This window comes from Acinetobacter sedimenti, from assembly GCF_022601685.1.
GTDB classification, from domain to species: Bacteria; Pseudomonadota; Gammaproteobacteria; order Pseudomonadales; family Moraxellaceae; genus Acinetobacter; species Acinetobacter sedimenti.
In genome coordinates, this window is sequence record NZ_JAKUML010000008.1 from 57,109 (window position 1) to 81,987 (window position 24,879).

Consider the following 24,879-nt stretch of genomic DNA (forward strand, 5'->3'; position numbering starts at 1 on the left):
TAGAAATAAAAAAACCAATCAACTCAGCTTCAAAAGTTGATTGGTTTCAATTTCGTTTTAGTTCTGTCTGCGCTCTCATCCTTTGGATTGTTGTCAATCCTTCGGTTTATTCAATTGTTATTTTTATGCGTTGATGTGTTTACTCATGATCTTAGATCAAAATTATTGTTATCAAGTTGTGAAACCTATATTAGGGAGCCAACTTGACATTTTGATGACAATAACGCTGTTTTACAAAACTTAACAACGGCTTTGCTTCCCCTTTTTAGGCGACAAGAAAAGTACAGTCGCTGAGTTTAGAGATGTAGCCACTCTTGTAGGTATACCAGTTGTGCGCTGTTTTTCTTATTCGTCATACCCAATGTATTGTTCTTTGCTGATATGTTTAATCATATTTCTAGAAAAGTCGTTATACACATTTATCGGTTTAGCGATATTCTTGGAAATATTTACTAATTTATTTATGTCGAAATTTGCTATTATTAAAATATGTCGCTTAACTCTATTTCTTTCAGTATCATTTTTAATCATAAAGTTTAGTCTTACCCAAAGAATCTCATATTTTACAAATAAATTATATAAATACATAAATGGTAAAAAGGTTATCGTCAGGATAACTGGTAATAAGAAAATTTTTAAACTTTCAATTGTAAAAACATCATGATACTTTTCGATTGTTTTAAAAAGGGAGAATAAAAATATAAATATTAAAAAGTACATAAGTAGATTTTTAAACAAATTTTCTACTTGCTTATGTTTTGGGTCTAAAGATGCAAAAGCTTGCAGTGTAGTAGATAAAACAATTGTTGGTACTAAAATAATTTCTTTTATCAAGCTGAATGTAAAGAAATTAATGATAAACTCAATTGCTATAGTCCATTTTATGGCATCTAAAAATACATTCTTAAAATATTTCGTATCATCAACTTTATTAATATTCATTAATGATACAAAGCCAAAACTTAAACTCCAAATAATCGTGTCTTTTAGAAGTGATATATTCCAAAATCCAAGTTTATAAAGAAGAAAAATATAAAATGAAGTGTGTAAATAAAAAGCGAATAATGAAGCTGAAATTTTCCAAGCAAATAGAGCTTTGAAAACCTCTCCCAAAGATTGCCTTATATTTTTGCTGAATAGACAGGTAATAAAAGTAATAATAAGCCAAATCGAAATTGCAATTTCTCTTGTGGAAAAACTATCTAAAAAATCATGCATTTAGTAGAGTCATTACTTTGAAGACGTTTTTGTAGGGTAATCGGACAAGGCAACACATAACGATTATTAGGCATCCGTTTTTTCCGTGAGTTGCTTTTCAGCACTTTGGGAAACCCTTCCTTGTTTGATGAAAATTTTGCGCGTACCAATCTTTGCGCCAGTTTGTTGATCAATCACCACAGGCTCGATCGCTGTACCTTGTTTTTCATCATAAAACTGAGCCATGAGATCAGGGTTTTGATGTGGTACATGTTTACTTCCCCAATCCGCAATCACAAATAGAATCGGTAAAAAATCTCGTCCTGCTTGGGTGAGTAAATATTCTTCACGAGGTGGATTGTCTGAGTAGCGACATTTAGTCAACAAACCATCTTCCACCAAATCATTGAGGCGTTTGGTGAGCATCGTCGGGGCAATGTTCAAACGCTTACGAAATTGATCAAAACGTGTAAACCCTGCATGCGCATCACGCAGGATCAGGATACTCCACGTGTCGCCAAAGACAGATAGACTGCGTGCAACGGGGCAGGTGTCATTCACGATTTTTTTGCTCATAGTATGATATTCGCCTTTTCTACCTTGATTGTTTACTACTTAAAAGATAGTAACATGGTTTAATGTCAAGCTCTACGCATGTCTTTTCGAGAAAGATTTTGAACACCATATATTTTAAGCAGTCGTTTAAAACACAGCGTGATAAATCGCTAAAGCATCGGTTTCGCTAAGTTCACGTGGATTATTTTGCAACAATCGGGTTTGCAACATCGCATCGTGCGCAAGTGTATCTAATAAATCTTCGGCAATATCCAGTTCAGAGAGTTTTAATTTCAAACCACTTTGTGCACAGATATTTTGCATGTGATTAATAAATTGTTGGCAAAGTTCAGATGTTGAGCCTTTGGCATTTGGATTGATTGCTTGCATAAGTTCTGCATACAGTGTTTCTGTCACTGGCGCATTAAACTTCAAAACCTCACACAAAACTAGGGCATTACTATGCCCATGAGAAAGGTGACAATGCCCACCTAGCGGATAAGCAAGCGCATGTACAGCAGCGACAGGTGCATTGGCAAAAGCTTGACCTGCAAGCATCGCACCAAACAGCATTTGCTGGCGCGCTTCTAAATCTTGTGGAAATTTCAGTGCCACTGGCAAGGCTTGATTGAGCAATTTTAGCGCCTGAATGGCGAGTAGATCGGAATAGGGATTTTTCTTATGTTTTGAGGTGTAAGATTCGATGGCATGTACCATCGCATCAATACCTGTTGCTGCCGTAATGTGCGTAGGGAGGTTTACAGTTAAGCTTGCATCGAGGATGGCAGTATCTGCATAGAGAATTGGTGACACCACACCAGATTTTGTTGTTTCGCCAGTGGTGACAATTGCGATCGGAGTTACTTCAGAGCCAGTACCTGCAGTGGTTGGAATCTGAATTAAGGGTAGACGAGGTGCTTGGACTTGATTGACACCATACATGCTTTGTAATGACTGTGATTGTTTTGGATGGGCAAGTACAGCAATGAGCTTGGCGACATCCATCGCACTACCACCACCTAATCCGATAACACCATCGACTTTGGATTGTTTGGCAAATTCAACAGCAGACAACACCACATGCTCAGGCGGATCGGCTTGCACATCAGTATAGAGCTGATAATTGGTTTGAATCTGGTCAGTCACTTGCTTGGCAATGCCTTGCGCAACTAGACCATGATCGGTCACGACCATGATATTGCGCATATTGAGCCTGCGACATTCTTCATTCATTTGAGATAAACTATCAATCCCAACGATCAAATTTGAAACTGTTTGAAAAACAAATCCTGACATGCTTTATCCTAAATCTTATGTATACTCCATGGTTTCGGTAATGTAGCATGTGAAATCTTTACACTCTAGTTGAACATCAGGCTAAAACTTGGATTCTCATGTCGAACACAGCAGATCAAAACTTTAATAAACGACAAGACCAACCATCGCAAATAACACAGCCATTCAAAGTGCTGTGCGTGTGTTTAGGCAATATTTGTCGCTCACCCACCGCAGAGGTGATACTGCAACAACAGGCTTTGCGTGCAGGATTAAATATACAAGTTGATTCGGCAGGCACCAGCAATTATCATCCAAACAAGGCACCTGATTCACGCAGTCAACGTCATGCACTTGCACATGGTTATGATTTAAGTCGTTTGCGGGCAAGACAATTACAATTGGCTGATTTTCAAGATTTTGATCTCATTTTGGCAATGGATCATGAGAATTATGCTGATATTTTGAAATTGAAAGCGCAATTAGATCAAGTCAATTCAAAAGTTGCGATGATGAGTGAACATGATGCAAGCTATCCAAAGCAATCTTTACCCGATCCATACTACGGTGGTGAAGATGGATTTGAGCGAGTGATTGCACAGTGTGAGTCGAGCAGTCGGGCATGGGTGCAATATTGGCAATCGCAAAATATCGGCTAATATACGATTTGTATTGCAGACATCAAACTTCATAGAACATCATTTGGAAAATTCGTGACAGCTACTCACAACAACATCAATCTAAACATACAGCACAATGTTGATTTAAGCCCACACAATACACTGGCGTTACAGTCGCAAAGTAGTCATTACTTTGCAATGACTGATATTGATCAAATCGAAGCGATTGTTGAATTTGCCGAAACAGAAAAATTATCCATCTTTGTGTTGTCTGGAGGTAGTAATATTGTGCTGCCTGCACAGATGCAGACCTTAACTGTGCATGTGCAAAACATGGGGAAAGAAATTGTTGAAGATAATGAAAATACAGTGCTACTCAAAGTCCAGGCAGGTGAAAATTGGCACGAATTTGTAAAGTGGTGTTGTGAAAATGGCTATCATGGACTCGAAAATTTAGCATTGATTCCAGGTTGTGTTGGCGCATCGCCGATTCAAAATATTGGCGCCTATGGCGTTGAAGTCGGCGAGTTTATAGAACAAATTTTTGCCTATGACTTAGTGCAAAAATGCCATGTCATTTTCCACGCAGATGAGTGCCAATTTGCTTATCGAGATAGTCTGTTTAAACGCAATGCAGGGCGATATATCGTTTATGCGGTCAGTTTTCGACTATTAAAAAAAGCAGAACTGAAACTAAATTATGCTGATGTGGGGCAGCGAGTTGGTGATGCGCCAACACCAAAAAAATTATTTGATGCGATTGTAGCGATTCGCCAAGCGAAACTCCCTGATCCAAAAGAATTTCCAAATACAGGCAGTTTTTTTAAAAATCCAGTTTTGGATGCAACACAGTTTGCCGAGTTTATTAAGAAGCACCCGAATGCCCCACATTATAAATTAGCAGATCAAGTTGATACATCGATCAAAGTCGCAGCGGGTTGGCTCATTGAGCAAGCAGGTTGGAAGGGGAAACGGCTTGGTTCGGTGGGTATGTTTGAGCGTCAGGCATTGGTTCTAGTGAATTATGCAATCGCCGATCAACAGGATGTAAAGAACACTTATCAACACATTCAACACGATATCTATCAAAGATTTGCTATTCGTCTTGAGCCTGAACCCGTATTATTGGGTGAAGATGGTACAATCCAAGCACATAATCAATGATCGATTTGCATGAAACCTTTTGAAGCACGATAAATAGGAATCTATGGTAAAACTAGCGAAGCTAAAAAGTATGATGTATTGGGTGATTGGTTTGTCGGTCATCCTCATTTTGCTTATTGCTTTTGTTTATAGCCCATATTATGCCAAAAGTGGCTTGTGGCTGTTGGATCGCTTTGTTAGTCAAGAAGTTGATCCAGTGGCAGCTGAAAGCCAAAAGAACGGACAGCTCAGTGCTGAAAATGAGCTTGAGCCTGGTTCGAAAGAATGGGTCGCACGACAAGCTTATCTTGCCGAAGTGAATCAAAGCTTAGATCAGAATGATGCGTCCAAGTTTTTGCAAATACAGCAACGCTACAACTTATTGTTGAAAATGATTGCAGAGCAAAAACAAGATGAACTGGACTACCAACTTCAAGTTTTTTCTGACAATGAGTTGAAAGCCAATATAGAGCAAGATCAGAATCAGGCTTCCGTTTCGAATAATATTGAAAATAGCGTAGATGACGATAGCGAAGTAGAAATAGATATTGAAGCTTTGTTTGAAGATGTCATTAGTGATGAAAATCAACCATTGTTTGAGCAGTATCGTCAATTTTTAACGGATACTTCTGCCAAAATTCAACTTGAAAACACTTCGTCTGAAGCCACACAAGTTCGAGCACCATTTATTTTTCAACGTCCTGCACATCAACCGCATGCTATCGTGATTCTCGGTGGTGGCTTGACTAGTGGCAAGAAGAAAGGTGAAATTGTCGTTAATGCGTATACCAAAAAGCGATTAGAACAAGCTGTGGAAGTCTATCAAAGCCACAATTTGCCGATTGTTCTCAGTGGTGTGGAAGCACCTTATATGCAGAAGTGGCTCGAACAACATCAGATTCATGCGCAATTCCTAGAAAACCGTAGTATGAATACCTGTGAAAATACCCGATTCAGCTCATTATTATTACAAAAGCAAGGTGGTGCGCCGACCGTGTTTTTAGTGACCGATGCTTATCATATGGCGAGAGCAAAGCGATTATTTGCGATCAATGGCATTGCGACAATTCCTGTGATTGCGCCATTACCAAATACGTTGACTGAGTGGCAACCAAGCAAACAAAATCTAATGCACAGTCGCCGTGCAACCTATGAAATCCTTGCCACCATGCGTGATGTATGGTTTGGTGAAAGTAACTGCCGAGAGATTCCTTAATTATGGCGAATATTCCATTTATGAATCCTGCGTTACTCAGCGCAACTGATTTACCAATTCCCGATCCAATCGAAACGCCAAAAGCACTGAATCATTTGGATTTATCAGAGCCAACTTTGCTCAACCCAATGCTTGAAGGCTATCAACGGCTTTATGCACTTGATCAACTGAATAGCTATCATTGGCAAGGTGTGGTTGAAGTTGATCAATATCGTATTCATGTGCAAGTTTATGAACCAAAATTTGCTGAAGATGAACAAGCTGAAGTAAAAGGCTCTGTCTGGTTGGTACATGGTTATCTTGAACACAGCGGGATTTATCAGCCAATTATTAAAGAAATTTTGGAGCAAGGTTTTAGCGTATTGGCTTTTGATTTACCTGGTCATGGACTGAGTAATGGGACTGTGGCGGGTATAGAAGATTTTGATGATTATCAAAAAGTGCTACACGGTATTGCCGAAGTCGTTGAAGGCGCAAAATCCCTACCTAAGCCGTGGCATGGCATTGGACAAAGTACAGGTGGCGCGATTTGGATGCATCATTTATTGGAATACGCCGAAAATCGACAACAACCTTTAGTGGATCGTGTATTGTTATTATCCCCATTGATCCGCCCTGCAAAAAGTTCTTGGTGGCACAACTCGGTTGGGTTGGGTATCGTTCGACGGATTCGACGCCAAGTGCCTCGTAAGTTTAAACGCAATAATCATAACCCTGAATTTCTGCGTTTTGTTCGATTACAAGACCCATTGCAACCTCGTGCAATGAGCATGGATTGGATATTGGCATTGTCAAAATGGATGCCTTTGATGGAAGCCCGACCACCGTGCCGTATACCAGTGTGGCTTGCGCAAGGTGCGCTCGATCAAACTGTAGATTGGCGTTATAACCATGAATTTATTCGTCGAAAATTTCGTTTGCAAACTTCATTGATCTTGGAGGAAGGTTCACATCAATTGATCAATGAGCGTGAAGATATTCGTGCTGCGCTAACAGGTTTAATCCCTGCATTTTTACATGCCAAATATAAGCGGCAATACTATTAAGAATTGATTATTAAGAACTGATTAAAAAATGCCTTATTAAACCAAGTGGTTAAAATTTGCTGACAAGATTTGAGAAAAGAATGACGGATCAAGAGCAACTCACAATTTCTATTATTGGAACAGGTCGTGTTGCAACCCATCTTGCACACCATTTGTATCAGCAAAATCAAGAAATTCAAAATGTCTTTAATCGGAGTTTGCAAAAAGCACAGGCTTTTGCAAATCAAATCAATGCGAAAGGTATTGATGATTTAGCGCAAATTTGCGATTCAGATATTGTCTTGATTTGCGTCAGTGATTCAGCAATTACAGAAATTGCTCAACAACTTTCCCAAAACCAATATCAAGGCTTAGTTGCACATACATCGGGAAGTACAGCACTTCAAGTTTTAACTGACTTTGGATTGAATTCAGGCGTGTTTTATCCATTGCAAACATTTAGTTTTGATCAAAAAATAGATTGGCAAAACACACCGATTTTTATTGAAGCAAAATCAGTTGATTCTTTGGGAAAATTAAAAGTATTGGCTGAAATCTTTAGCCCGAAAGTATATCAATACGATTCAGCGCAACGTTTGTCGTTGCATTTAGCCGCAGTATTTGCATGTAACTTCAGTAATTATTGCTATGACATTGCTCAGCAAATTTTAGATGAAAAAAAGGTCGATGTAGATTTGCTGTTACCACTTATTGATGCTACTGCAGAAAAGTTAAAGTATGGCAGGGCAATTGATAACCAAACAGGACCAGCTGTACGCAAGGATCAGCATATACTGAAGATGCATCAAAGCATGTTAGAAAGTAATACGGGATGGCAAAAACTGTATCAGCTAATGAGTGATGGAATTTCTTTTAGAGCTCGTACGAATACAAAATGCCACGAACAAGCAGGAAAGCCTTTTTAGTCTATTAAATTCACAAATGCACTGTCATATCACGGGCTAGTAACTCAAAGAAAACAAAAGCTTACTAAGCCAGTAATTGCCATAAAAAATCATTAATTTTGTCCATTAAGCGTAAGTTTATATTTTAGAAATTAAAATTAAAAAAAACACGTTGTTATTCGACAACGTGTTTTTTATTACTCGTGAAACGATCAGACTCGTCTAGGAGCTACGAATTTACAATCCCGCCTCATAATCTGCACTACTTAGCAAAGCTTCAACATCCGCAATATTGTCTGCTTTGATCTTATAAATCCAACCTTTGCCATATGGGTCTTCATTGACGATTTCAGGATCATCTTCGAGGGCAGTATTGACTTCGATCACTTCACCTGACACAGGTGCATGAATATCCGATGCAGTCTTGACCGATTCAACGATGCCTGCTTGCTCGCCTGCAGTGACAGTATCGCCAACTTCAGGCGCTTCTACATAGACCAAATCACCCAAAGCATCTTGCGCATGATCGCTGATACCTGTAATGACAATGTCACCCTCTATACGAACCCATTCATGTGTGCTTGCATAACGTAAATCTTCTGGGTGATTCATAGTGTTCCCTTCAATTTTAATCAAAAAAATAAATCAAATAAAAGTTTGGTTGTCGCTTAGAGCAGAGTTATACCGTGTTTGGCAAAAAAAGCAAATCATAAAGCTTAATGGTGATCACAATTTAAATGAAAAATTCATACAGCTACAGATCAACCAATTATAAATACGGATCTTTACGCCAGTTACTGGGGCTACGACCACTCCAGCGCTTAAATGCACGGCTAAAATTCGCAACATCCGAATATCCAAGCTCATCAGAAATCTGTTCTAAACTATAGTCCGTACGTGACAACAGCGCCGTGGCACGGCGATAGCGTACTTCATCAACGATGGTTGAGAATGATGTCCCTTCGGTGGCAAGTTGGCGCTTTAATGTCCGATCAGACATAAACAATTTTTCTGCGACCGCTTCGATACCGAGGTGTTGTTCATGCTCAGTCAAAATGTCACGCACTTTCATGGAAAGACGACGGCGTTCACCCAGAGCAGAAAGCTCTGTTTCGCAGTGGTTAATCGCCACTTGGCTAGAGATTGGGTCGGCGTGCACCATATTTAAGCCCAAATAGTTTTTATCAAAGCTTGCCAAGAGATGTGGTTGATTAAAACGAAAGGTTGAATTGATTAAATTTTTATAACGCTCAAAGCCTTCTGGTTGCTCAAAATCAAAATCAATCTCACCACGCAACTCTTGACCTGTCAAAGCTTGTCCCATGGTCAAAATGCCAATGGTCAGTGCCATGATAATTTCGTTACGAAGTGGTTGTAGTTCGATATTACACTTCAGCTCAATAGTGGCTTTGTCTGTAAAAGTAGAAAAATACAGCTGTAAAAAGGGCATACGTAGCTGAATAAAGCGAGAGGCAAGGACTAAGGCTTCGGTGGCATTTTCAGCGGTCATGATGGCATAGCCAATAAAGCCATGAATGGAAATACGCATCTGCGTACCGAGATGAAAGCCAAGACTTGGCTCTCCAGTCAAGGCATGAGCGCGTTTGATTAGTTCATTGGCGACTTCAACAGGCATACGTGTATCGGGATGTGCCAGTTGTTCGCTAGTTAGTCCGAAAGGCTCAAAAAATACCGTATCGTTGTAGCCCCAACGTGAAACCACATCGAGTAATAACAAGCCATATACACCTGGAATACCTTGATCTTGGTGCATTGTCGTCATGCCAATATCCTTATCACACAGTCATTTCGCCATCTTGACGAAATGATTTTTTAATCGCTTAGCAGCAGATGCTAAATTTTAATTCGTTTGGCATCATGCCATGAAGCGATATTACCAATCTTAAAAATTGTCTAACAACAAGATTCGCATTTCAATAGCTGAAATGCCGACATCAATGGGTGAAAAATGTCATTCAGCTATTCAACCAGCTATGTAACTTAGCTTAGCAATTAAATCGAGGCGTTAGTCTTTTTATCGACGGTTATCTGGCCATCTTCTTGATGCGCATCCATATTAATAAAACCACCACTCTGACGTGCCCAAAGCTGTGCGTACAGCCCATTTTGATGAATCAGTTCATCATGAGAACCTTGCTCGATGATGCGCCCTTGATCCAGTACGATCAGGCGATCCATTTTGGCAATCGTCGACAGTCGATGTGCAATCGCAATCACGGTTTTACCTTCCATTAAGTGCTCCAAGCTTTCTTGAATCGCCGCTTCAACTTCTGAATCTAGTGCACTGGTTGCTTCATCCAAAATCAAAATTGGTGCATCTTTTAAGAATACACGGGCAATGGCAATACGCTGACGTTGACCCCCTGAGAGTTTCACACCACGTTCACCGACATAGGCATCTAAACCTTTGCGACCTTTCATATCGACCAACTGCGGGATAAAGTCACTGGCTTGTGCTTTGGCAAGCGCTTCTTGCACTTCGGCATCAGTGGCTTCGGGACGACCATATTTGATGTTTTCAAGTACAGTACGATGCAGTAAGGATGTGTCTTGAGTGACTAAAGCAATATTTTTACGTAAGCTGTCCTGCGTCACGTCTTGGATGTTTTGTCCATCAATTAAAACTTTCCCATCATTCACACGGTAAAAATGCAATAACAATTGAATCAGTGTTGATTTACCTGCGCCTGAACGTCCAACGATACCAATTTTTTCACCTGCTTTAATATCAAGGTTGAAATGGTCTAAGACATTGTGATCGGTATAGGCAAAATTCACATCTTTAAATTGAATGCGACCATGATCAACTGCTAAAGTTTTGGCATCAGCCTTGTCTTGAATCGCAATCGGTTTGCCCATGGTGTGCATACCGTCTTGGATTGTGCCGACATTTTCAAAAAGTTGTGTGACGTTCCACATCAAAAATTCAGACAAGCTATCGAGTTTCAGTACCATCGCTGTTGACGCTGCAATCACGCCAAGCGCAGCTTCACCATTCATCCAAAGATACAGCGATGTGCCAATCACACTGATATATAGAAATGCACTGAGTACGTTGATGGAAATCTGATATTTCACACCCAAGCGCATTTGCTTATACACAGTGACCATAAAGTCCTGCATTGAGCGTTTGGCGTAGATGCTCTCACGACCTGCATGAGCAAAGAGCTTTACCGTTTGAATATTGGTATAGGCATCGGTGATACGACCTGTCATTTCGGCACGTGCATTGGCTTGTTCGGCAGACACTTTCCCCAAACGTGGAATAAAATAACTGGCAATCAGTACAAATAAAGCGAGCCAAATGAGCAGAGGTAAAACCAATAATGGCGAGATCGAACCCAGTACGATATTGATACTGATAAAGTAAATCAGGACGTAGGCAAGCATATCGCCCAAGATTATCCAAAACTCACGTACCGCAAGTGCAGTCTGCATGACTTTTGCCGACAGTCGTCCTGCAAAATCATTATGGAAAAAGTCTAAGCTTTGACCCAAAAGCAAATTGTGAAAACGCCAACGCATACGCATTGGAAAATTACTAAATAAAACTTGGTGTTTGATGATCGACTGAAAACTGGCGAAAAAGACATTGGCAAATAAAACCGCAACCAATAGCATTAAATTTTGCTGATGATCTGCAAGAAATGATTCAGGTGAACTTTGGCTGATCCAATCGACCAATTTACCGATATAGGTAAAAAAGACCACTTCAAAAGCAGCGGTTGCAGCTGTACACAAAATAAGTAGTAATAAATAAGGTCGAACGCCTTTCGTCGCCTGCCAGACAAAAGCAAAAAATGTCTTAGGTAATGGTGTATTGAGATTTTCCGTCGGGTAGGGATTAACCAGTCTTTCAAACCAAGCAAACATAAAATACCTAAATCATTTTTTGAGATCACTACCTTAATGTGGCTTTTCAATCAAAATTCAAATCTATTATCCAGTTTTAGAAGGATAAAGTTTGAAAAAGCCTTGATGCAATTAAGTCGTGGGTAGCGTAACAGGAGAGCATATATTCGAGCGATTCTAAATCTTGGATGTATTTGGAATGCGCTAAATTTTGAGTTTGTAAAATTCTTGCTTATTTTAGCGCAAAATCATCGTAGATTGCTGTTTTTATCACATAAATTCTGATGTTATCGGCATATTTCAACTGCAAAACTAAGCGTGCTTGCCAAGTTGACACCGTACGTCGTCGCTAATGCCATTCACTTGACCACGCAAAATACTTAAATTATTATATAATCTATGCAACAAAGTGCATAAATGTAAATTTGCTGATTTTTATCCGTTTGAATTGCTTTATGTTCAACGTATTTAAATTGATCAATTTAGATTACACTGCTTTTTTCAATCTTGATGATGAAAACGGCAGGTAACTAAATCAGCTAAGCAAAAAGCAAAGCAGGACAGCTGAGTAGACAGCCCGAATACGACAACACCAACACGACAGCCAAAGTAGGAATTCACCCATGACTAGCTATCAACACGTTTTACAGCCTTTGGATTTGGGCTTTACCACGATTCGTAACCGTACTGTGATGGGTTCAATGCACAGCGGTTTGGAAGATCGTTTTTATAATTATCCAAAGCTAGCAGCATATTTTGCAGAACGTGCTAAAGGTGGTGTAGGGCTGATTATCACAGGTGGTATCTCGCCAAACCGTCAAGGTTGGTTGCTGCCTGCGGGTGGTACGATGAACACATGGGGTGATGTGATCAATCATCGTATCGTAACGCATGCAGTGCATAAGCATGGCGCAAAGATTTTGATGCAAATTCTGCACTCAGGGCGTTATGGTTATCAGCCGTTTGTGGTGTCATCCAGTCCGATTAAATCGCCAATTTCACCATTTAAGCCACGTGGACTCAGCGATAGGCAAATTCTTAGTACCATTGATGATTATGCCCGTTGTGCCAATCTTGCTAAGAAATCTGGCTATGATGGCGTAGAAATCATGGGCTCAGAAGGTTATTTGATTAACCAGTTCCTTAGCCGTCATGTCAATCAACGTGATGATCGTTGGGGCGGTGACATCGAAGGGCGTATGCGTTTTGCGGTGGAGTTAGTTAAAGCAATCCGTGCCAAAGTCGGTGAGAAGTTTATTATCTGCTTCCGTCTGTCGATGATTGATTTGGTTCAAGATGGTAACACGATGGAAGAAGTGATCATCGTTGCCAAAGCGCTTGAACAAGCAGGTGTGACTTTGCTGAATACTGGTATCGGGTGGCATGAAGCACGTATTCCAACGATTGTCACCTCAGTACCTCGTGCAGCTTTTGTTAATGTTACGGCGGAAGTAAAACAACACGTATCCATCCCTGTGATTGCATCGAATCGTATCAATATGCCTGAAACTGCTGAGCAAATCTTGGCAGATGGGCAAGCGGATATGATTCAAATGGCTCGACCATTCTTAGCTGATCCGTATTGGGTGAACAAAACCGCAGAAAATCGTGTTAATGAGATCAATACTTGTATCGCCTGTAACCAAGCCTGCTTAGACCATACTTTCCAAAATAAACGTGCATCTTGTCTAGTCAATCCACAAGCGTGTCACGAAACAGAATTGGTCTATATCAAAACTAAGAAACCAAAACGTGTTGCTGTGGTCGGTGGTGGTGTCGCAGGCATGTCTGCGGCAACTGTTGCTGCACAGCGTGGACATCAAGTGACTTTGTTTGAAGCGAATAGTGATATTGGTGGTCAATTTAACTTGGCAAAAGTCGTTCCGGGTAAAGAAGAATTCCACGAAACCATTCGTTATTTCAAAGTGCAATTGGAAAAAACAGGTGTCGATGTCCGACTGAATACCCAAATCAATCGTGAACAACTTGAACGTGAAGGTTTTGAAGAAGTGATCGTGGCAACTGGTGTTGTACCACGTCAGCTGAAAATCGACGGTGCTGATTCACCAAAAGTATTGTCTTATGCCGAAGTCCTAAAAGGCGCAAAAGTCGGTAATCGTGTTGCAGTGATTGGTGCAGGTGGGATTGGCTTTGATGTCAGTGAATATTTGCTTAAACCACCGCATCAACCACAACCGCAACCACTCGATGAGTGGCGTAAAGAGTGGGGCGTTGATCCACATGCAAACTATGATTCGGAAGGTGGTTTGGTTCGTGCTGAGGTTGAAACGCCAATCCGTGAGATTTTCTTGCTACAACGTAAAACTACACCGCTAGGGATTGGTTTAGGCAAAACATCAGGTTGGGTACACCGTGCACAACTGAAAAAGCATAATGTAAAAATGATGCGTGGCGTACAATATAAAGCTGTGACTGATGAAGGGCTGTGGATTGAAGCGAATGGCGTCGAGCAATTACTTCGTGTCGATACGATTGTGGTTTGTGCAGGGCAAGAGTCTGTCAAGGCGCTCTATCCTCAAGAGGGTGAAAAGCATCTTGCTAAGTATCACATCATTGGCGGTGCAAAACTTGCGGCCGAGCTCGACGCAAAGCGTGCGATTCGTGACGGCGCTGAAGTGGCTGCAAAGATTTAAAAGCAATTGAAAGAAGAAGTTTTAAAAACATTAGACGGTATATTGTTTACGGATTATGCAGTCAATGGTTTAAACGTAGAAAAGTCTAGAAATTCACTTGTATAAAGCATCAATGCTTTGTATCCTTGCGCACATGGAAGCGTGGCAGAGCGGTTTAATGCACCGGTCTTGAAAACCGACGAGGGTGTGAGTCCTCCGTGAGTTCGAATCTCACCGCTTCCGCCAAATTTGAAAAGCCTTTGTATATATTGCAAAGGCTTTTTTTATTGCTTAAATTATCAAATGAAGTGCAAAAGAGATTTGATAAAATCAGGTCGTCGATCGTTTGGCATTCCATTCTGAAAAGAGATGGAGCGAGATAATGACCATTTTTATGATAATAGGTGTAGGGTAGTCGGAATGAGTGGAGGGCTCTATTGTGTCGCTAAACAGTGAACATCAAAACTTATGGGAGCTTAATAATATTATTTCTAAATATTATGATTCTTTAAATCGAGTTTATGCTGTATTTGAACGTAGGTACACAAAAGATGAAAATGATGGGTATCCAGGGTATTTTGTCAGATGGTTACTAGATAGAAAACATGTATTTGAATATAGGATAACTGAAGATAGAGAAATGTTACTTTCAGTTATTTCTATGGGTATAGGTCCAGCATATTTCAGCGTATTTGAGTTTTGGGGTTACCACAATGCAGAGAGATTTAGATTAGGTGTTGGGGAAGAGGAAATTATACATAACTATAGATGAATATTTGGATTCTCATTGAGTGTGTTCAAGAATCTATGTTTGCTTGTGATATATGCTCAGTGCTTGATTATTTTGATGCCGACTTCCACCGTTTCGAAATAATCTTTCTCAGATGAAGTCTTAGAAAATATATTTTTTATAGAGGCTTTTTTATTGCCTAAAACTTTATTGTTCTCCCTACTATACAACCCTCTACATCATCATTTAAGTGAAATCTAGTCGTTCCTAAATTTTTGGCAATTTGACTTGTAACTTTCATAACATGAATTTATTTCATCTTTTTGTGAAATTAAGTCGGTTTCATTCATGTTGGCTTTTCGGTATAAATAGCGTCATAGATTAATACGCTTTTTATCTCTCAAGGGGCTACATCATCATGACTCATAAACCTAGCCAAGAATTTACCTTTTCGATCAAACGCATCCGCTTTGATGAGGACTATCGTCCTTCGGACAATACACGGATCACCACGAACTTTGCCAATCTCGCACGAGGTGAAAGTCGCCAAGAAAACTTGCGTAACACCATTCAGATGATGAATAACCGTTTCAATGCTTTAGCGCATTGTGACAATCCGGACGCAGATCGCTACGCTATCGAGCTAGATATTATCTCTGTGGATATTGATGTAGAAGGCAAAGGTGACACTTTCCCAACCATTGAAATCTTGCAAACCACGATTATTGATCGTCAGAAAAATCAACGTATCGAAGGTATCGTGGGGAATAATTTTTCATCTTATGTACGTGATTATGATTTTAGCGTGTTGTTGCCTGCGCACAATCAAAATCAAGCGCAGTTTAGTCTGCCTGAAAACTATGGTGAGCTTCATGGCAAAATTTTTAAATCTTTTGTGCATTCAGATGTATATGCAGCGAACTTTAGTAAATCGCCAGTGATTTGCTTGAGTGTTTCAAATACCAAAACTTATCATCGTACCGCTAATGTGCATCCTGTATTAGGTGTGGAATATCAGCAGGATGAATATTCTTTGACCGATGAATATTTTGCAAAAATGGGTTTAAAGGTGCGCTACTTTATGCCGAGAGATAGTGTGTCACCGCTTGCTTTTTATCACAGTGGCGATCTGCTGAGTGATTATAGTGAATTGGAGTTGATCGGTACGATTAGCACGATGGAAACCTTCCAAAAGATCTATCGTCCTGAAATCTACAATGCCAATTCTGTGGCAGGACTTTGCTTTAAGCCAAGTTTGAAGCATCAAGATTATTCGTTGACACGTATTGTCTATGATCGTGAAGAGCGTGGTCGCTTGGCGATTGAACAAGGTAAATGGACGGAAGCGCATTTTATTAAACCGTATCAAGACATCCTTGAACGATGGGCGACGAACTACAAGGTCGATCAGGTTGCGGTCTAATTGATCTGAAACTAAATATTGAAATAGCACTTTGCAATACAACACAGAACATAGAGATAGAAGATTAAATATGAGCATTTTATTACCAACTTCAACCGCAGGCAGTTTGCCGAAACCATCTTGGTTGGCAGAACCTGAAAAACTTTGGTCACCGTGGAAGCCACAAGGCGATGAGTTAATCGAAGCAAAGCAAGATGCGCTAAGTTTGTCTTTACATGAGCAAGTCCAAGCAGGCATTGATATTGTCAGTGATGGTGAGCAAACCCGTCAGCACTTTGTCACCACCTTTATTGAGCACCTCGATGGTGTAGATTTTGAAAAGCGTGAAACGGTGCGTATTCGCAATCGCTATGACGCCAGTGTGCCGACCGTGGTCAGTGCGGTATCACGTCCAAAATCGGTCTTTGTTGAAGATGCAAAATACTTACGTCAGCAAACGTCGCAACCGATCAAATGGGCGCTTCCTGGTCCAATGACTATGATTGATACGCTATATGATGCGCACTACAAAAGCCGTGAAAAACTGGCATGGGAATTTGCCAAAATTCTCAATGAAGAAGCCAAAGAACTCGAAGCAGCAGGGGTGGATATTATCCAGTTCGATGAGCCTGCATTTAATGTGTTTTTTGATGAAGTGAATGATTGGGGTGTGGCTACACTTGAGCGAGCCATCGAAGGATTGAAGTGTGAAACCGCAGTGCATATTTGCTACGGCTACGGCATCAAAGCAAATACAGATTGGAAAAAAACATTGGGTAATGAATGGCGTCAATATGAAGAAGCCTTTCCAAAGTTACAACAATCGAAAATCGACATCGTATCTTTGGAATGTCAAAACTCACGTGTGCCAATGGATTTGATCGAATTGATCCGTGGGAAAAAAGTCATGGTCGGTGCGATCGACGTAGCAACCAACATCATTGAAACGTCAGAACAAGTCGCTGATACCTTACGCAAAGCATTGCAATTCGTTGATGCGGATAAACTCTATCCATCAACCAACTGTGGTATGGCGCCACTTCCACGTGCCGTGGCAAGAGGCAAGCTGAATGCACTCAGTGCAGGTGCGGAAATTATTCGCAAAGAGCTTTTGGGTTAATTATCTTAGCCCTCTTTTCAAAGGGGGCTTGAGTCGTAAATTGTGTACGTGAGGAATCGTGATGGTTAAAGCAACAGACTTTCGAGATGCTATGTCTTTATTGAGCAGTGCTGTCAGTGTGGTGACAACGGCAGGTGTGGCTGATCGTCATGGCTTTACCGCATCGGCGGTGTGTAGTGTCACTGATACGCCACCGACCTTATTGGTCTGTATGAATCAATCAGCTCGTTCGCATACCCATTTTGCAGAAAATAAAATCCTGACGGTAAATGTACTTGGCGCACAGCATCAGCATATTTCCAATATCTTTGCTTCGAAGATGAGTTCAGAAGAACGCTTTACACATGGCGAATGGACGACTTTGGAAACTGGCGCACCTGTGTTAAACGATGCGTTGGTCAGTTTTGATTGTGAGATCGAGCAAGTGCAAGCTGTAGGGACGCATGATATTTTTATCTGTCGAATTGTGGCGATACAGCACAATGCCGATGATGAAAGTAAGAGTGATAAAAGTTTGGTTTACTTTAACCGTAGCTATCATCATGTTGGCAAAGTGGTGGAGCAGGTGGAGATTGCATAAATAGAAGTTGCCTAAATAGAAATAGCGTAAATTGAAAGAATTGCTTCGTTTATCTTCACTGTAATACGCATAAAATACCCTTTAAGTATTTAAAATATCTATAAGAATTCGATTGTCAGAATATTTTTTCAACTTTAATACACAAAGATATAATTTTAACAAGATGCGCCATGATGACACTGGATCATTACTATGATCAATTGCATGATCTGATCTATCAAATCCCGAGCTCAAAGCATGGATGGGAAACCTTTGCGAAGCAGTTATTGCAAGTGCTGAACGCATCGTATGTGCATATTCAAGCGATTGATTTTCGGTATCAGGTGGTTTCATTTAGTAATGGGGTAGGACCACTACCGCTTGAAAACTATGCAAATGCTGAACTTGCATATTTGCGTTTACCGATCGAATCTGACCCACGTTGGGGGAAGTTTTTAGAAACCGATCGACAAGGCTGGTATCAATGTCATTCGCATGTCAGTGAAGAGTTTGTTCAACAATCTGAACTCTATCAAAAGATTCTACTGCCGATTCACTGCCGTTATGTTGCAACGCATACGCTGTTTCATACCGAAGATGTCTGCGTATTTTGGAGTGTTTCAACCTCTGAACAACGGCTTCCTTTACAAGACCATGAACTGAAATTTTTAGATCAATTGACACCTCATTTGCAAAATGTGATTGCAAAACAAGGTCAGCATTTTGAATTTTCAGCAGATCATATCGTTGGTTGCGGTCTGATTGATAGACTGGTACAGCCGATCATTCTTTTGAATCTTGCAGGTCAAGTTGTGCATTGCAATTATGCAGCTCGGCAATTTTTACAAATGTATGAATATCTAAAAATGGAGAACCAAAAATTAGTTTTTAATTCACCTCAGCAGCAGCAATTTTTACAGTATTTGTATGATATCGAAAACGCATTTCGTTATGACCAATCTAGAGTTGATGAATTACAAGAACAGCATGTGTATTTTGAATTTAATACCCACCAAAAAATCTCCATAATGATCTCTGTATTGGCAAGTGATAAAGAAAAATCATTCTTTGGGATACGTCCTCTAGTGATGCTGAAGTTTTATCCATCTAATGCAAAACTCGATATTCAACTGTCTGAGCATGAGTTAAATTTATTTTATCAGCTGAGTAAGCGGGAAGTTGAAGTCTGCCAGCTATTTGTAAATGGTTTGAGGTTTCAGGACATTGCGCAGTCAACAAATACTACCTTAAGTACAGTGAGAACGTATTTTAAAAAGATTTTTATTAAGACGAATTGCACATCACAAGTAGAGTTGATGAAGCTTTTGATCGGGATGTCGTTGTAGTCCAAATATTTTATAAAAAAGTATAAATGTCCCTATTTAAGGACTATGCCGATAGTGGTGATTTTTTTATGATTTAGTGTGCTAGCAGAGGACTATATTATGAAAATTTCGAAATTAATTTTAGCATGTTTAGTAGGTGGTATGGCTGGGAATATTTTTGCTGAATCTACAAAAATATCTTGCACTGTGAAGTCAGTTCTTCTAGGTAAAAATACTTATGAGATTGAGTTTGATGACAATGATAGGCAAAGTATTTTAGTTAATGGAGATGATGTTAAGTATAGTGCTGTTGGAAATTATAGCTCGTGGGGTGAAGATCGAGCAAAATTACTAGATTTTGATAATACTCATATTGTTTTTATGCTAAATAAATATACCGTTGGTAGCCATCATGATATGGTTTCACATGAATATTATTTTACTATTGATCGAGAAGATGGTTCAATGAAGTTTGATTATGAAAAACCATTTCAAGGTGTTAATGAAACTTCATATGGTAAATGTGTCAAAGCGGAAGATGTTGTGAGAAAGTTTTAAATTAATATTCTTGATGGTGTGAGATGAAAGGTACAATATTTATTGGTTTGAGTGCTTTATTATTTTCAAGTCTAGCATTCTCTCAAGATGACTATTCTAAATTTAGATGCAATTTAAAAAAGTTTGGAGAGAATAACTCCATTTCTGAAGTACATATTGTCGAAATCCCTAAAAATACAGAGTCAAGATTTAATATTATATATGATGGTCGTTCTGAATTGGCGCAGAGTTATGATTATGGTAACGGTATTCGTTGGGGGTATGGGGCTGAGTTGAACCACCTTACTTCCGAATATTTATTTGGAGGAGGTAGTGAAGATATATTAGATGAGTTAAGAGAATTAAGAGAGGCTAGTGAAGATGGCGGTATTGTATGGAATTTTGATTTTAAAGAACTAAAACTTCAGGAAAGCTTCGATGATGGTGATGAGAGAGGTATGGGAGCACAAATATTAAAAGAAGGCTCATGCGAAAAAGTAGGATTTAAACCTACTAAAATTTATACAGACTTAGTTGATCGTGTTGAGTATTACACCCAGAACTATGCTCGTGATTATCATAAAAAAATATTTACAGACAAAAATCCTTTACATTCTTCTTATAGACTCATTGCAACAGAAAAAATTAGCGGGGATGATGGTACGGAACAACAGGCGAATATGCTTGTGGATTTTGCTCCAGCTAATTATTGGAACAAAGATGATTCACGTCCATATTATAAAATTACATTTATGGCGAAATTATTTAACTCAAAGGTTGGCGATAGCAGTTTAAAACCAATAAATGATGATAGTCAGTATATAACTGCATTTGTTAAGTGTAATGTGAATCCACATACCATTAGATTTACTGAATTGTATAATAACGGTGATTATGATGATAGAGGTTATAATCGTAGCCAAGTAAGATTTAATTTTGATGAACAACTTTTGATCAACTATGCTTGTGCTTTTGTGGATGCTGTAAATAAAGCTGATTGGCCTAACCCCTAAAGATTAAAGCTTGTAAGCTTTCATGATCAAAATCATTACTTTTTGATTTATATAGTGTCATTGAGGTAGGTATAGTGCTCAAAATATTTATAGGTATGATATTGTGGGTGTGGACTTTTTCACTCCACGCCAAAACCCCAACATATCAAGATTATCCTGCATTCACCCATACAGGCAAAAACCAACCTTTAAAGCTCAACAATAAAAGCAAAAAATACCGCACTTTATTCAAAGAAATCTCACAACAACAGCCAAACTTTGCAGGGCAATATGTCATGCATATCTTTGGCTGTGGTGGTGGGTGTAGCTCCGCGCTTGCCTACAATGCAAAAACAGGGCAAAGCTTTATACTTGGTCAAACTTTTGGCGATTGTTATCACAAAGCAAAAGGCTACACAGCGAATGATATCGTCTTTGATCTCAATAGTCGGCTCGTCGTCGCAACAGGAACACGTGATGGCAATCAAGCACACTGTGAAACGGTATACTATGTGGTAGATCAAGATCATTTCAAAGAAATTGCCAGCAAAAAGCGCTATCAATGAACGTATTCAAAATATCAATAGCACTTCATTTGAGAAACTAAGAGAAAAGATTGATTGCAAAAATTAAATGCAAAGATTAATTGCAAAAAAGCTACTGAAAACACTTTAAAAAATTGAATAATAAAGGGAATATCAAATGTCTAACGTCACAAGTGTTATACGATGGCATTCTGCGTAAGTAATTAAAAATTTTGGATGATCTATGACTTTATCTGCTCAACCTGTTTTAACTCAAAACCTATCTACAAGCACTGCAAAACAAAATAATCAACACAATGCAGTGCAAAACCAAAAAAACAAGAAGCAGAAATTCTCATCGAGAAAGTTAGTATTGGCGTGCGCATTGATATTTATTCAACCTGTTTTGATCGGACAACAGCTTTACGCAAAACCGATTTTAGTCAAATCAGAACAAGAGATCAGCGAATACAAACTCGATAACGGTTTGCGGATCGTGCTTGCGCCAAATCAAAAAGAAAATACAGTCTATATGAACACCATTTACTTCACAGGTTCATTGAATGATCCACAGGGTAAAGGTGGTTTGGCACATTTGCTAGAGCATCTGGCATTTAAAGGCACGCAGAATATTCCAGGGGAGGAATATCAAAGACAGCTCGATCAATATACCCTGAGTAATAACGCCAGTACCGAATATTACTCAACTCGCTATACTAACTATATTCGCCCTGAGCAAAATGCCGTAGATAAAGTGCTAGAGCTTGAAGCTGAGCGTATGGATAAGCTCGTCCTCAAAGAACAATATGTCCCTGCGGAAATCGCAATCGTACGTCGTGAGCGTGAAATTCGGCTTGATCAACCATTCTCTGTGTTGCTTGATCAAATGTGGAAATCTGCTTATGGCAATCAGTCTTTAGGGCGTCTACCGATTGGGGATTTGGAAGAATTAAAATCTATCAAAATGCCCGAACTAGAGAAGTTTTATCAGGATTATTATGCGCCAAACAATGCGGTGCTATTGATCACAGGGAAGTTTGATCGCGACAAAGTCTTAGCCAGTATTGATCAGCATTTTTCACCATTAAAGTCCAAGCAGATTGCACCATCGGCAACTGTACCCACCTTAGATTCAACTCAAATCACCACACGTCATTATGCTGTGAAAAAGGGTAGTGATTTGGCGCAGTTTCACATTTATCTTAATGGTGCAAATGAAAAGATTCAGCCTGCTTTAGCATTAGTGCCGTATTTATATACTATGCAACCGAGCGGACAGCTTTATCAAAATATGGTGAAAACTGGTGTCAGCACCGACGTTTTTGCGACCTCATGGCTTGAGCCTGATTTTAATTTGGTCTTTCTCGGGGCGGTGTATGCACCGAGTCAAGATGCTCAAAAAGTCGATAGCACCCTGACAGCTGAGGCGGAAAAGCCTAAACAATTTACCCAAGCAGAGTTGCAACGGGTAAAAAATATGCTGAAAAATGAACAGCGTCAAATGATGGCAAGTGCAACAGAGTTAGGCGAAGCATTAACGAGTTATATCGTGAGTGAGCGTGGTGATTGGCAACGTCTATTCGTTGATGAGGACACCTTGCAAGCATTGACACTTGAGCAAGTGAATCAAACGCTGACACAGTTTTTAATTCCGAAGCACCGAGTGACTGCATCCATCTTACCGACGCCAGAAGATCAAAAGAAAGCTCAGCAACTGGCGGAAAAGAAACAAGAAAAAGTGGAAGCACTTGCACCAGTAAGTGAGGCAGAAACAGCGCTACTCGACCCAAGTGTCTATCAAGCGCAGATCGCCAACTATGTCAAAGCCTCAGCACAGAAGCTCGGCGCAAGTGAGAAGAAAATCCAACGAGGCGAATTGCGCAATGGCATGGAGTATGCGCTCTATCCAACCACGACCAAAGATGATCGCATCTATGCCAGTATTGACGTGGATTTTGGTGATGCACAATCCTTGATGAATCAAGGTACGGTGATTGATCTGACAGCATATTTACTTCTGCGTGGCTCGAAAGAGTACAGCTTGCAACAGATCATGGATAAGAGCATTGAGCTTGATGGGCAAGCGTCTGTCAAAGCACAGCGCAATAGCTTTGAAATCACCATCTCAGCGAATAAAGAAAATTTTGCTGAGTATTTCGATTTTGTCGTGGATTTACTGAAAAAGCCTGCATTTAGTCAGACTGAGTTTGATCTGATCAAAGCGCAATCTTTGCAGTCTTTAGATCGTCCATATACCGAACCTGAAGTTGTGGCAGGCCTGACTTTAGATCGTTTGACCGAGCAATATCCTGTGGGAGATTTGCGTTATCACTTCGAGCCAAAAGTTGCTGAGCAACAGCTTAAACAAGTGACCAATGCACAAGTTCAGCAGTTTTATCAGCAATATTTCGCCATGAATCATGCCCGCATCTCGGTGACGGGCGAGTTTGATGCCAAGAAAATGCAAGACGATATCAAAGATGCTTTCCAAAATTGGTCGACTAAACAACATTTTGAAGCGGTTGCGCCTGACTATCAACAGCTCACTGCAAAGCAAGTCCACGCCTTGTCCGAACAACGTGAATTTGGCTTTTATCAAAGTGCTTTGACGCTACCCGTCGGTGTGTATCATCAAGATGCGCCTGCCTTGATCGTCTTTGCGCATATCTTAGGTGACTCGCAACTGTCTTCTCGTTTGGCAAAAGAGCTTCGAGAGAAAAATGGTTTGGTGTACGGATTTGGCAGTCCATTGCAATTACACAGTAAAAAGGACAATGGCGAATTGCTCATCAGTGCCAACTATACTGCAGGGCGTTCTGCACAGGTCAGTCAAGCGGTGCATAAAGTACTCAAAGAGCTATTGGATAAAGGCATAACCGAGCAAGAGCTTGCATCTGCAAAAGCTGACATCATGAAGCAACGAGCGACGATCTTGGAAGATGATCGCATTATTCATCGTATGCTGAACGGTCAGCTTGAGAATGATCAAAGTATGATAGATCGTGCCAAGCGTGATCAGGAAATCATTAAGCTAACGGTCAAAGATGTGAATACAGCGATCAAAAAATATATCAAACTGGATCAGTTCGTCGAGGTGATGGCAGATCAATATGGTCAGCCAGTGGCGCAAGATAAAAAATAATCTTGGCGAAATGATGAAACGCATTGGATGCAGTGCGTTTCAGCTTACCGATGAGGGTATTGATGATCCTGAAAAGGATTTAAACATTGGGCTTTATAAAGAGGGT

21 protein-coding genes and 1 tRNA gene are annotated in these 24,879 nt (G+C 40.0%); 16 read left to right on the forward strand and 6 right to left on the reverse strand.

Going from position 1 to position 24,879, the window contains the following annotated elements:
- Positions 1–345 precede the first annotated feature (345 nt).
- From MKI79_RS06425 to MKI79_RS06435, 3 genes are all read right to left on the reverse strand, one after another.
- Positions 346–1,218, reverse strand: coding sequence for a hypothetical protein (locus tag MKI79_RS06425; protein WP_241571220.1), 873 nt, complete (start codon positions 1,216–1,218; stop codon positions 346–348).
- Positions 1,219–1,284: 66 nt separating this feature from the next.
- Positions 1,285–1,773, reverse strand: coding sequence for a winged helix-turn-helix transcriptional regulator (locus MKI79_RS06430; RefSeq protein ID WP_241571221.1), 489 nt, complete (start codon positions 1,771–1,773; stop codon positions 1,285–1,287).
- Between the two features lie 126 nt (positions 1,774–1,899).
- Positions 1,900–3,048: an iron-containing alcohol dehydrogenase gene (locus MKI79_RS06435; protein WP_241571222.1), complete on the reverse strand. Its 1,149-nt coding sequence runs from the start codon at positions 3,046–3,048 to the stop codon at positions 1,900–1,902.
- Positions 3,049–3,146: 98 nt separating this feature from the next.
- Here MKI79_RS06435 and MKI79_RS06440 point away from each other — a divergent pair, with 98 nt between their 5' ends.
- The 5 genes from MKI79_RS06440 (at position 3,147) to MKI79_RS06460 (ending at position 7,957) form a co-directional block, all read left to right on the forward strand.
- Positions 3,147–3,686 (forward strand): low molecular weight protein-tyrosine-phosphatase, encoded by a 540-nt coding sequence (locus tag MKI79_RS06440; RefSeq protein ID WP_241571223.1) that lies wholly within the window; start codon positions 3,147–3,149, stop codon positions 3,684–3,686.
- A gap of 54 nt (positions 3,687–3,740) precedes the next feature.
- Entirely contained in the window at positions 3,741–4,811 is a 1,071-nt protein-coding gene (murB, locus tag MKI79_RS06445; protein WP_407651581.1) for a UDP-N-acetylmuramate dehydrogenase, read from the forward strand.
- A gap of 43 nt (positions 4,812–4,854) precedes the next feature.
- A complete protein-coding gene (locus MKI79_RS06450) occupies positions 4,855–6,006 on the forward strand; it encodes a YdcF family protein (protein ID WP_241571224.1) in 1,152 nt (383 codons plus the stop codon).
- A gap of 2 nt (positions 6,007–6,008) precedes the next feature.
- Complete coding sequence (locus tag MKI79_RS06455; RefSeq protein WP_241571225.1) at positions 6,009–7,052, forward strand: alpha/beta hydrolase; 1,044 nt, start codon at positions 6,009–6,011, stop codon at positions 7,050–7,052.
- Between the two features lie 80 nt (positions 7,053–7,132).
- Positions 7,133–7,957, forward strand: coding sequence for a Rossmann-like and DUF2520 domain-containing protein (locus MKI79_RS06460; protein ID WP_241571226.1), 825 nt, complete (start codon positions 7,133–7,135; stop codon positions 7,955–7,957).
- A gap of 216 nt (positions 7,958–8,173) precedes the next feature.
- Here MKI79_RS06460 and gcvH read toward each other — a convergent pair whose 3' ends face one another.
- The 3 genes from gcvH to MKI79_RS06475 form a co-directional block, all read right to left on the reverse strand.
- On the reverse strand, positions 8,174–8,548 hold the full coding sequence (gene gcvH, locus MKI79_RS06465; protein ID WP_241571227.1) for a glycine cleavage system protein GcvH: 375 nt from the start codon (positions 8,546–8,548) through the stop codon (positions 8,174–8,176).
- A 157-nt stretch (positions 8,549–8,705) separates the two neighbouring features.
- Entirely contained in the window at positions 8,706–9,719 is a 1,014-nt protein-coding gene (locus MKI79_RS06470) for an AraC family transcriptional regulator (RefSeq protein WP_407651583.1), read from the reverse strand.
- Positions 9,720–9,949: 230 nt separating this feature from the next.
- Positions 9,950–11,830 (reverse strand): ABC transporter ATP-binding protein, encoded by a 1,881-nt coding sequence (locus MKI79_RS06475; protein WP_241571228.1) that lies wholly within the window; start codon positions 11,828–11,830, stop codon positions 9,950–9,952.
- Between the two features lie 602 nt (positions 11,831–12,432).
- Between MKI79_RS06475 and MKI79_RS06480 the strand changes: the two genes are divergently transcribed.
- From MKI79_RS06480 to MKI79_RS06530, 11 genes are all read left to right on the forward strand, one after another.
- Positions 12,433–14,463, forward strand: coding sequence for an NADPH-dependent 2,4-dienoyl-CoA reductase (locus MKI79_RS06480; protein ID WP_241571229.1), 2,031 nt, complete (start codon positions 12,433–12,435; stop codon positions 14,461–14,463).
- A 135-nt stretch (positions 14,464–14,598) separates the two neighbouring features.
- Positions 14,599–14,688 (forward strand) — tRNA-Ser (locus MKI79_RS06485).
- Positions 14,689–14,881: 193 nt separating this feature from the next.
- Positions 14,882–15,214, forward strand: coding sequence for an SH2 domain-containing protein (locus tag MKI79_RS06490; protein WP_241571230.1), 333 nt, complete (start codon positions 14,882–14,884; stop codon positions 15,212–15,214).
- Between the two features lie 376 nt (positions 15,215–15,590).
- Positions 15,591–16,595: a DUF1852 domain-containing protein gene (locus tag MKI79_RS06495; protein WP_241571231.1), complete on the forward strand. Its 1,005-nt coding sequence runs from the start codon at positions 15,591–15,593 to the stop codon at positions 16,593–16,595.
- Between the two features lie 70 nt (positions 16,596–16,665).
- Complete coding sequence (locus tag MKI79_RS06500) at positions 16,666–17,694, forward strand: methionine synthase (RefSeq protein WP_241571232.1); 1,029 nt, start codon at positions 16,666–16,668, stop codon at positions 17,692–17,694.
- 61 nt (positions 17,695–17,755) lie between these two features.
- Positions 17,756–18,274 carry a flavin reductase gene (locus MKI79_RS06505; RefSeq protein WP_241571233.1) on the forward strand — a complete coding sequence of 173 codons (519 nt, stop codon included), beginning with the start codon at positions 17,756–17,758 and terminating at the stop codon, positions 18,272–18,274.
- Positions 18,275–18,444: 170 nt separating this feature from the next.
- Positions 18,445–19,599 (forward strand): helix-turn-helix transcriptional regulator, encoded by a 1,155-nt coding sequence (locus MKI79_RS06510; protein WP_241571234.1) that lies wholly within the window; start codon positions 18,445–18,447, stop codon positions 19,597–19,599.
- Between the two features lie 99 nt (positions 19,600–19,698).
- Positions 19,699–20,136 carry a hypothetical protein gene (locus tag MKI79_RS06515; protein WP_241571235.1) on the forward strand — a complete coding sequence of 146 codons (438 nt, stop codon included), beginning with the start codon at positions 19,699–19,701 and terminating at the stop codon, positions 20,134–20,136.
- A 23-nt stretch (positions 20,137–20,159) separates the two neighbouring features.
- Positions 20,160–21,128, forward strand: coding sequence for a hypothetical protein (locus MKI79_RS06520; RefSeq protein WP_241571236.1), 969 nt, complete (start codon positions 20,160–20,162; stop codon positions 21,126–21,128).
- A gap of 107 nt (positions 21,129–21,235) precedes the next feature.
- A complete protein-coding gene (locus MKI79_RS06525; protein ID WP_241571237.1) occupies positions 21,236–21,673 on the forward strand; it encodes a hypothetical protein in 438 nt (145 codons plus the stop codon).
- Between the two features lie 202 nt (positions 21,674–21,875).
- Positions 21,876–24,773 (forward strand): M16 family metallopeptidase, encoded by a 2,898-nt coding sequence (locus tag MKI79_RS06530; protein ID WP_241571238.1) that lies wholly within the window; start codon positions 21,876–21,878, stop codon positions 24,771–24,773.
- Positions 24,774–24,879: the final 106 nt, after the last annotated feature.

Bases quoted from the DNA above. Each gene is read 5' to 3' on its own strand.
- MKI79_RS06505 (WP_241571233.1), top strand. From the start codon at position 17,756: ATGGTTAAAGCAACAGACTTTCGAGATGCTATGTCTTTATTGAGCAGT.
- MKI79_RS06450 (WP_241571224.1), top strand. From the start codon at position 4,855: ATGGTAAAACTAGCGAAGCTAAAAAGTATGATGTATTGGGTGATTGGT.
- MKI79_RS06510 (WP_241571234.1), top strand. From the start codon at position 18,445: ATGATGACACTGGATCATTACTATGATCAATTGCATGATCTGATCTAT.
- MKI79_RS06440 (WP_241571223.1), top strand. From the start codon at position 3,147: ATGTCGAACACAGCAGATCAAAACTTTAATAAACGACAAGACCAACCA.
- MKI79_RS06530 (WP_241571238.1), top strand. From the start codon at position 21,876: ATGACTTTATCTGCTCAACCTGTTTTAACTCAAAACCTATCTACAAGC.
- MKI79_RS06435 (WP_241571222.1), bottom strand. From the start codon at position 3,048: ATGTCAGGATTTGTTTTTCAAACAGTTTCAAATTTGATCGTTGGGATT.
- MKI79_RS06495 (WP_241571231.1), top strand. From the start codon at position 15,591: ATGACTCATAAACCTAGCCAAGAATTTACCTTTTCGATCAAACGCATC.
- MKI79_RS06455 (WP_241571225.1), top strand. From the start codon at position 6,009: ATGGCGAATATTCCATTTATGAATCCTGCGTTACTCAGCGCAACTGAT.
- MKI79_RS06425 (WP_241571220.1), bottom strand. From the start codon at position 1,218: ATGCATGATTTTTTAGATAGTTTTTCCACAAGAGAAATTGCAATTTCG.
- MKI79_RS06515 (WP_241571235.1), top strand. From the start codon at position 19,699: ATGAAAATTTCGAAATTAATTTTAGCATGTTTAGTAGGTGGTATGGCT.
- MKI79_RS06520 (WP_241571236.1), top strand. From the start codon at position 20,160: ATGAAAGGTACAATATTTATTGGTTTGAGTGCTTTATTATTTTCAAGT.
- gcvH (WP_241571227.1), bottom strand. From the start codon at position 8,548: ATGAATCACCCAGAAGATTTACGTTATGCAAGCACACATGAATGGGTT.
- MKI79_RS06460 (WP_241571226.1), top strand. From the start codon at position 7,133: ATGACGGATCAAGAGCAACTCACAATTTCTATTATTGGAACAGGTCGT.
- MKI79_RS06470 (WP_407651583.1), bottom strand. From the start codon at position 9,719: ATGACGACAATGCACCAAGATCAAGGTATTCCAGGTGTATATGGCTTG.
- MKI79_RS06500 (WP_241571232.1), top strand. From the start codon at position 16,666: ATGAGCATTTTATTACCAACTTCAACCGCAGGCAGTTTGCCGAAACCA.
- MKI79_RS06475 (WP_241571228.1), bottom strand. From the start codon at position 11,830: ATGTTTGCTTGGTTTGAAAGACTGGTTAATCCCTACCCGACGGAAAAT.
- MKI79_RS06430 (WP_241571221.1), bottom strand. From the start codon at position 1,773: ATGAGCAAAAAAATCGTGAATGACACCTGCCCCGTTGCACGCAGTCTA.
- MKI79_RS06480 (WP_241571229.1), top strand. From the start codon at position 12,433: ATGACTAGCTATCAACACGTTTTACAGCCTTTGGATTTGGGCTTTACC.